At 35.4% G+C, this 6354-nt stretch carries 8 protein-coding genes and 1 pseudogene; 2 read left to right on the top strand and 7 right to left on the bottom strand.

Annotated features, from left to right (window positions below; genetic code table 11):
- The 5 genes and pseudogenes from D7V20_RS18220 to D7V20_RS18200 form a co-directional block, all read right to left on the bottom strand.
- Nucleotides 1-879, bottom strand: a pseudogene (locus D7V20_RS18220) (LPD1 domain-containing protein); the annotation flags it as partial.
- An 18-nt stretch (nucleotides 880-897) separates the two neighbouring features.
- The gene (locus D7V20_RS18215) at nucleotides 898-1281 is read right to left on the bottom strand and encodes a hypothetical protein (protein WP_005005744.1); all 384 of its coding nucleotides are present in this window, start codon (nucleotides 1279-1281) and stop codon (nucleotides 898-900) included.
- Between the two features lie 6 nt (nucleotides 1282-1287).
- Nucleotides 1288-2055, bottom strand: coding sequence for a hypothetical protein (locus D7V20_RS18210; protein ID WP_005005745.1), 768 nt, complete (start codon nucleotides 2053-2055; stop codon nucleotides 1288-1290).
- Nucleotide 2056: 1 nt separating this feature from the next.
- Nucleotides 2057-3379: a hypothetical protein gene (locus tag D7V20_RS18205; RefSeq protein WP_005005746.1), complete on the bottom strand. Its 1323-nt coding sequence runs from the start codon at nucleotides 3377-3379 to the stop codon at nucleotides 2057-2059.
- Nucleotides 3380-3469: 90 nt separating this feature from the next.
- A complete protein-coding gene (locus tag D7V20_RS18200; RefSeq protein ID WP_005005747.1) occupies nucleotides 3470-3988 on the bottom strand; it encodes a hypothetical protein in 519 nt (172 codons plus the stop codon).
- A gap of 74 nt (nucleotides 3989-4062) precedes the next feature.
- On the opposite strand from D7V20_RS18200, the gene D7V20_RS18195 reads away from it, so the two are divergent.
- The gene (locus tag D7V20_RS18195) at nucleotides 4063-4416 is read left to right on the top strand and encodes a hypothetical protein (RefSeq protein WP_087528852.1); all 354 of its coding nucleotides are present in this window, start codon (nucleotides 4063-4065) and stop codon (nucleotides 4414-4416) included.
- 99 nt (nucleotides 4417-4515) lie between these two features.
- On the opposite strand, the gene D7V20_RS18190 is transcribed toward D7V20_RS18195, so the two are convergent.
- Nucleotides 4516-5262, bottom strand: coding sequence for a hypothetical protein (locus D7V20_RS18190; RefSeq protein ID WP_005005749.1), 747 nt, complete (start codon nucleotides 5260-5262; stop codon nucleotides 4516-4518).
- Between the two features lie 60 nt (nucleotides 5263-5322).
- Here D7V20_RS18190 and D7V20_RS18185 point away from each other — a divergent pair, with 60 nt between their 5' ends.
- Entirely contained in the window at nucleotides 5323-5685 is a 363-nt protein-coding gene (locus D7V20_RS18185) for a hypothetical protein (protein WP_005005750.1), read from the top strand.
- A gap of 175 nt (nucleotides 5686-5860) precedes the next feature.
- Here D7V20_RS18185 and D7V20_RS18180 read toward each other — a convergent pair whose 3' ends face one another.
- Nucleotides 5861-6160 (bottom strand): hypothetical protein, encoded by a 300-nt coding sequence (locus D7V20_RS18180; RefSeq protein WP_005005752.1) that lies wholly within the window; start codon nucleotides 6158-6160, stop codon nucleotides 5861-5863.
- Nucleotides 6161-6354 lie beyond the last annotated feature (194 nt).

Genomic DNA, 6354 nt, shown 5'->3' with positions numbered 1-6354 from the left:
TTTGAAATAGTCCATAAGCAACTGGCTATCGATGTTTTCACCCTTTCGATGGTCCTTACCCTCGCGCACTTCAACTCTGTCGTAGCGCGGTCTTTTGGGTGGTTTTGCGCGTCCTTTTTTGGGTTCTATGACTCGTTCATCTAAAATTGGCTGAAAAAATGTTTTTACTTTTTCTAGTGCTGCATTGAATGTGTCGTATTCCGTCCAATCATCTAGTGTTTGAAACCGCTTTGCTGAAATGGATTTAACGGCATACCACTTATGTTGACCAGTCTCAGTGTTTAATAATTTTTTGGCACCATAATTATCCGTATCAAGTACACGATCGTCTGGCCATCCTAAAGGGATTAAGTTTTTTAAGCGTAAACGTGTGTCTGAACTAAATGATAGTGGGTGTTTAACTCTGCGATTGGTATGTCGTCCAGCTGAGTAGCGTTCTAAAATATCTTTTTCACTTCGTCCAGCACCAAACTTAACGGTCATGTACGCATTAAAGTCGTCTGTCAGTTGTTCTAAACGTTCGTAGTGTGAGCTTTCATATTTGTTTTTTAAGAAGTGTAGCGTAGCAATGTAGGCATCATCCCATTGCTTTTGACCTATGCTAAACCAACCGCCCCCTAAAGGCTTGTTGGTTAAGTTTGCATAGACCAAAGAAAATAATAGTGCATGTTTTACAGGTTTATGGCCAGATTGGGCATCAGCTCTAAAATCAGGCTTTTGCCAATATTCCTTTTTAGTCACTAGGCTGTCAGACTTAATTCCATTCATGTTGCCTGAGAAGTCTGGTGATGGGTTGTCTTTACGTGCACCAGCAAACTTTTTACCTACATCCGTAATAGGACCATCTTTTTTTTCATTACTATTTATTTCTTCAGTCATAGCTAAACCACATAATTGTTAGTTGCGTATATCGTCCAAGATTTCTGACAGATCAAACAGATTAATATCTTTGAGTTTTGCTTCAGCATTGATGCACTCAAGTAAATTCATAAAACCAACAAAAATAATGTGTGGTATTGGTCTATTGTTGATATGCACGGGTGTTGACCAAGTGCGTACACGCGTTTCGCATATTTCAAGCCCTTGTTCTTCAAAAAGCTTGATCAATGTCGGGATGTCTTTGTCTAGTTGAGTAAGGGCTAATAACGACCGAAATACATCATTTAAGCTAATAGAGTGGTGACGATGGTTCGGATTGTGCTGTTTTCTATTGTCGCCCTGTTGTTGATTAAAGTAATGATGTTTTTCGCGATCTTGAGATGTTCTGTTTAAATATTTCATTTGGTATTAAGCTCCAAAGAGATAGCTGTAAATCAGGTACAAAATAAAAGTTATTGTTAATCCCGACACCAATAGAGAATTGATCGGGTAATTTTCTAAGTTAAAAGGTTTTCTGTGATAGCTCACTCCCCAATCTGAAACAGATCCTCGCTCTACGGCACTATAAAAGTTAGTTTGTGAGGCGTTTAAACGGTTGTTGTCTACTGATATGAATTCCAGTTTGCACAGCAATTCGTCACTCAGGTAGTTAAAGAAAGTCGTTGGTGTACCATTTGATAGGATGTGTATATAACCGACCTGTTTTTGGGTATAACCCATTCGCTCATACGCTTTTTGAAATTCGTGCGTTAAAGTCGCACTAAACTTATCCCCCTTATTTTTGGCAATCAGTTCAATTGGTGGCTCAGCTCCAGCCTGAATAAGCTTGGTGAATTTAGGACTACCACAACCCCAATTTTGAGAGATCCAAACACCGCGTTTTGTGTCGTGAATCAAACCATCAACAATGACCACGGCTGCATCACCGATGTCGCCGTTTTCTTTTTCTGTAAATTCGGTGTTATCAACGTCTTTTCTGAATTCTTCAGGCATTGGCCTTAAAACTTCTAAAAGATTGGTACTGTCACTTTGTACATGACCAGTAGCCAAAATCATCGACTCAATTTTTTTTAGGGCATGTTCAGGTACTATCAATACTGAATGTACACGCTGGTCATACGCATCAGATTGAATGTCTTGAGCTTCGGTATTCTTTTCAATAGTGCTTAATTCCATATTATTTCTCTGCCTGGGCTTTCTGGTATTCAACTGCAGTCTTCATTGAATATTCGGTATCATCTTCGTGCTCTGTACCAACCATGCTTTGCTGACCTTGGTATATACCTTTAACAGCATTGACGAATGCGTTATGCGCCGTAGCGTTGTAATACGTTAAGTTTCCAGCACTGGTCGAATCATTGAATGTCAAAGTATTAGGAACATGCCAAACTGCTGAATAAGCCTTGCCATCGATAACAACAATAGGTTCAAACTCGACCGCTTCACGGTGCTTGGTTTCATTCCATGGTGTATAGAAAACAGTATTGTTTTTGAGGTTGTAGACCTTGAATACGATCTGGCCAAGATTCCGTATTTTGGCCTCTTTGTTGTATGCCTCTAAAACCTTGTCTTTTTGGAAGTCTGTAATTTCAAGCTCAGGGTTCTTCGTAATCACCAGTGTTTCATCAGTCGTTTTAATCTCAGATGGAACGTAGATTTTTGAACCTTTAGGGAAACGTCCTGATTTCTCCAATGCGGATCTAAACTTGTTATTTGCATCCAAGAAGTTGCCAAACTCACTACTGAAGTAGCTGTAAAAATTTGATGCACTGGTGAACATGCCAAACTGATTCACCCGAACAATTTGCTCAGATACAGTGGATGCTAAACTTGCATATGGTTTGCCCGACACATCAATTTCGCGCCATTTGTAGTTACGTACACCTACTTCTTTGTCGCATGCATCATTAAACATAGATGTAGAAACAATATCGCCGTCCAAGCGCTTCACATAAGCAACCGGGTAACTGCGGATAGGTGCCATACGAACAGCTTTGTTTGAATTGGTGTAAAAGCCAGATGACGAAATGATATTTTGTTCAGATGATTTAATTTGATAACTTCGTAATGTATTTAACTGTCGATCAAAGCTATCAATTTCAGATTCATATAAAACATCACCCTCAACAGATGTCGCGATTGAATAAGGGGCATACATCACATCGCCCTGAACTTTATCCATGATCTGCTCAGCTTCAATACGATATAACGGCTGTGAGAACATGCCATTTGATGCCAAAGCTGGTAGATCTCCCCCTACACCAAAATTACACGCTACTTTGTGGCTGGTGGTAGAAAGGCTTGATTGAGGTAATTTGTAGTTAGATGGATTGTAAGTGGTAACACGTTCATCATATTTGCGAACTTGTTCCTCAACTTTCTTTTCAATGGGATCTATTTGTTCTTCTTGAGATGCAGTATCAGTATTTGAAGGCTTTAACTTATCACAACCAAATAGCAAAACTGACAATATCGCTATGGTAAGGGTTTTCTTATTCACTAATTAATGACCTAACTTAAAACTACTAATACCCCACATTATAATTAAAAATAAGTATTAATGAAGTGGTATTTAATAGTTTAAGGACTTTTAAGCGAAAAACCCAATATCATTAATTAGTTTTAACGAACATTCTTTTAATGCAACTTCATAACCGCCGTTATTATTAAATGTAAAAGCAAATGGTAGCATTTTATCAATCGCAAATATCTTCTCTAATAAGTCGTTGTTTTCTGCAGATGGCTTATCCTTTAAGGCATATTGCATGGAAAACTTAGCATTTATACCCGTGCTTTTATATAAAGCATTTATTTGTTCTTTAAGGCTTTTTTCCACTTCTTGCACAGTATTGAAAATAAAATTCTGATTAACAGTGAATTTATCAGTTTTCAAAGATCCAAAGGTCCACGCCAGACTCTCCGAAACCACATACCCTAGAACAGTCTGCAATTCTTCATCTTCAAATTTGTGATAATGAACGTATGATTTAGTTTTACCGTTAAAATATAAAATAGAAATGGAGAACAACACCTCTTTGTGAGCATATTTAAAAGGTACTTTAACAAGACTATAAAAGTTTAAGAGCTCAACGTTGGAGGCTTTAGACATATTTTTTAAAAAAATTTTAAAGACATTAAAGTGATTATACTAAAAATATCAAAGAAATGTTAAAGGGTTTTAAAATGGATACAGTTGTTCTAAAAAATAGTTTAATTGCTAGTTTAGTTTTTGTATGTGTGTTCCTGGTGTTCCAAAACATCGACCATAGAGTTTCTGAACGTATACAGCTTGAGTCAACCAGTGCAGCATTCGAGTCGCTTGATAAAGACTTTTCTGCGATCAAAAGAAATGTGGATACTGAATTCAATAAGCTCCCGAAGTACGTGAAGCCAAGCAAAGAGCAATCGATCAATGATGCATTGGAATTCATTAAATTCTCGAAACAGACCTTTACTGACACAATGGCCCAAAATGAAGAACTTTTAGCAGAAGTTAAGGGTTTTGAGAAAAATGCAAATGATGTTTTAGAAAAATAATAGTTATTTTAAAAAGAAAAATGGGAAGCTATAAGCCTCCCATTCTTTTAATGTCGTAAGAAACATTTAAATTTTGTTCTTAAAAGTATTATAGTAAAACTAATAATTTATGCAAATACTTTTAACAGAAATATCTAAAAGGTCTTTAACACTCAACGAATCCGAATAACTTAGACAGTGTGAATAAATTGTTAAAGTAGTCGAGTGTATATGTAAAACATTGGTATACCCATTAGAGATATGCGAATTATTATATATGTAAAACCTAACATACTTTTTAGTCGTATCTTGCGTAAAACTTACCAGATAATCTTTTGTGTTTTCATTTATGTTATCTTCGTATTGCTCTGTTATGCTCAGGATCTCTTTGCTGTTCAGCCAATAACTGCCTGTTTTATCTTGTTTAATCTGTTCCAAAATCAAATTATTTAATGACTGGTACTCTTTCGTTATTGCTTTGGCATATCGTTTTGATGACTGATGTTCTTTCCAGTCAATTTTTGCTTTCTTAAACAGTTTGAAAGCTGTAACCGCGCACAATATAGCTGAGATGGTACATAATATTATTCTACTACTATCACCTATAATGCCAATCATTCCTAAATGCACATCTTTTGAGAATAAACCGTTCAAAGATAGGTATACGCCAAAGATACAAAAACTTAACGCAAAAACCACAACTAAAATTAAAGTTGCTCTAATTAAAAGCTCATTAAAAGTAATTTTTCTTAAACTTTTGGTATAAAGCTTAATCTTATCTTTTTCAGATTTTAACATTTTAGCCAAGAACTTATGTTCTCTTTTTCCTCTGCTAAAAGGTGGTGTTACAGCATCTTTAAAAGTCATGTATAATCAAAAGTATTTTAACGTTCCATTAAATATACACTACACCTGGGCCTATTTAAAATGAAACATTATAGAATTATCGCTATTTTAATACCTTTAATATTTTCAGGTTGTGCAGCAAGCCACTCAGACAAAGAGCTTGTTGACTCTTATTACAATGACCAACAAAAAACAATAGAAAGCGATGTAGATCAACTCGTTAATTCCTACTCCGCTAAAGTCGTTACTCAGTACTACCCTGAACCATACTTCAATCCAACCAAGCCAATACCGCATTATTACGCTTTAAAGCTTGATGAAATGGGTATCCCTTACCCAAAAGAGCTTGTATACGACAATGCCGACTATAATTTTTATAAAGAGCAGGCTAAGTTTAATGCAAACAATAATGACGTAATTGATACAGATCACCACGATCACTAAAACTTTTTTATCGTAGGTGTTTTGTTGAGGGGCGTTTCTTGCCGAAACCTTTCTTAACCCCTTAGTGTATGAGGGTAAAAGATTCATACTATATTTTAGAAAATACACTTGATGGAGATAAAGACCAAAAAATCAAAGTGTTGAGAGTAAGCCAGTATGATACTTTTTATTACCCTCATACATTATCTTCTGAACTATCTTCACTCCTTTTTTGATTGGCTTCTTTGATAACATTTTCAATAAAACAGATAACTAAATTTAAAGCGATTAAAAATAATACGATATAGCCAATAGTTTTTAGAGTTAGTACAAAGTTATTGAATACATAAGTTGATGCTTTTCCTATTCCTATATAAACCACATAACATGCAAATATAACCAATGCTATTGCACTAATTGAAATTATTGCAAGTCCAGTATTTTTTAAAAATGAGCGCAATAAGTATTTATCGAATTTAGAATTATTCATAGCCATATACTATCCTTCATAAAAATTTCATTTTCTAACATTGAACGAAGCGCAACTATTGCTGCACCACCGCCAACAATAATTATGATAAAGCCGAATAAAAAATTGAGATTCATGTTTGCAGCTATGTTTAATTATTTAGATTTAAGCAACTTAATTAGTAGCATTACAATAGTTATTGTACGAGAGTACTTTACTCT

The organism is Acinetobacter rongchengensis (assembly GCF_003611475.1).
Classification (GTDB): domain Bacteria; phylum Pseudomonadota; class Gammaproteobacteria; order Pseudomonadales; family Moraxellaceae; genus Acinetobacter; species Acinetobacter rongchengensis.
The sequence above is the reverse complement of the archived record's forward strand: the minus strand, read 5'-3'. Positions and strand labels throughout refer to the sequence as shown.

Excerpts from the sequence above, each read along its gene's own strand:
- D7V20_RS18215 (WP_005005744.1), bottom strand. The coding sequence starts at position 1,281 with ATGAAATATTTAAACAGAACATCTCAAGATCGCGAAAAACATCATTAC.
- D7V20_RS18210 (WP_005005745.1), bottom strand. The coding sequence starts at position 2,055 with ATGGAATTAAGCACTATTGAAAAGAATACCGAAGCTCAAGACATTCAA.
- D7V20_RS18200 (WP_005005747.1), bottom strand. The coding sequence starts at position 3,988 with ATGTCTAAAGCCTCCAACGTTGAGCTCTTAAACTTTTATAGTCTTGTT.
- D7V20_RS18195 (WP_087528852.1), top strand. The coding sequence starts at position 4,063 with ATGGATACAGTTGTTCTAAAAAATAGTTTAATTGCTAGTTTAGTTTTT.
- D7V20_RS18190 (WP_005005749.1), bottom strand. The coding sequence starts at position 5,262 with ATGACTTTTAAAGATGCTGTAACACCACCTTTTAGCAGAGGAAAAAGA.
- D7V20_RS18185 (WP_005005750.1), top strand. The coding sequence starts at position 5,323 with ATGAAACATTATAGAATTATCGCTATTTTAATACCTTTAATATTTTCA.
- D7V20_RS18180 (WP_005005752.1), bottom strand. The coding sequence starts at position 6,160 with ATGGCTATGAATAATTCTAAATTCGATAAATACTTATTGCGCTCATTT.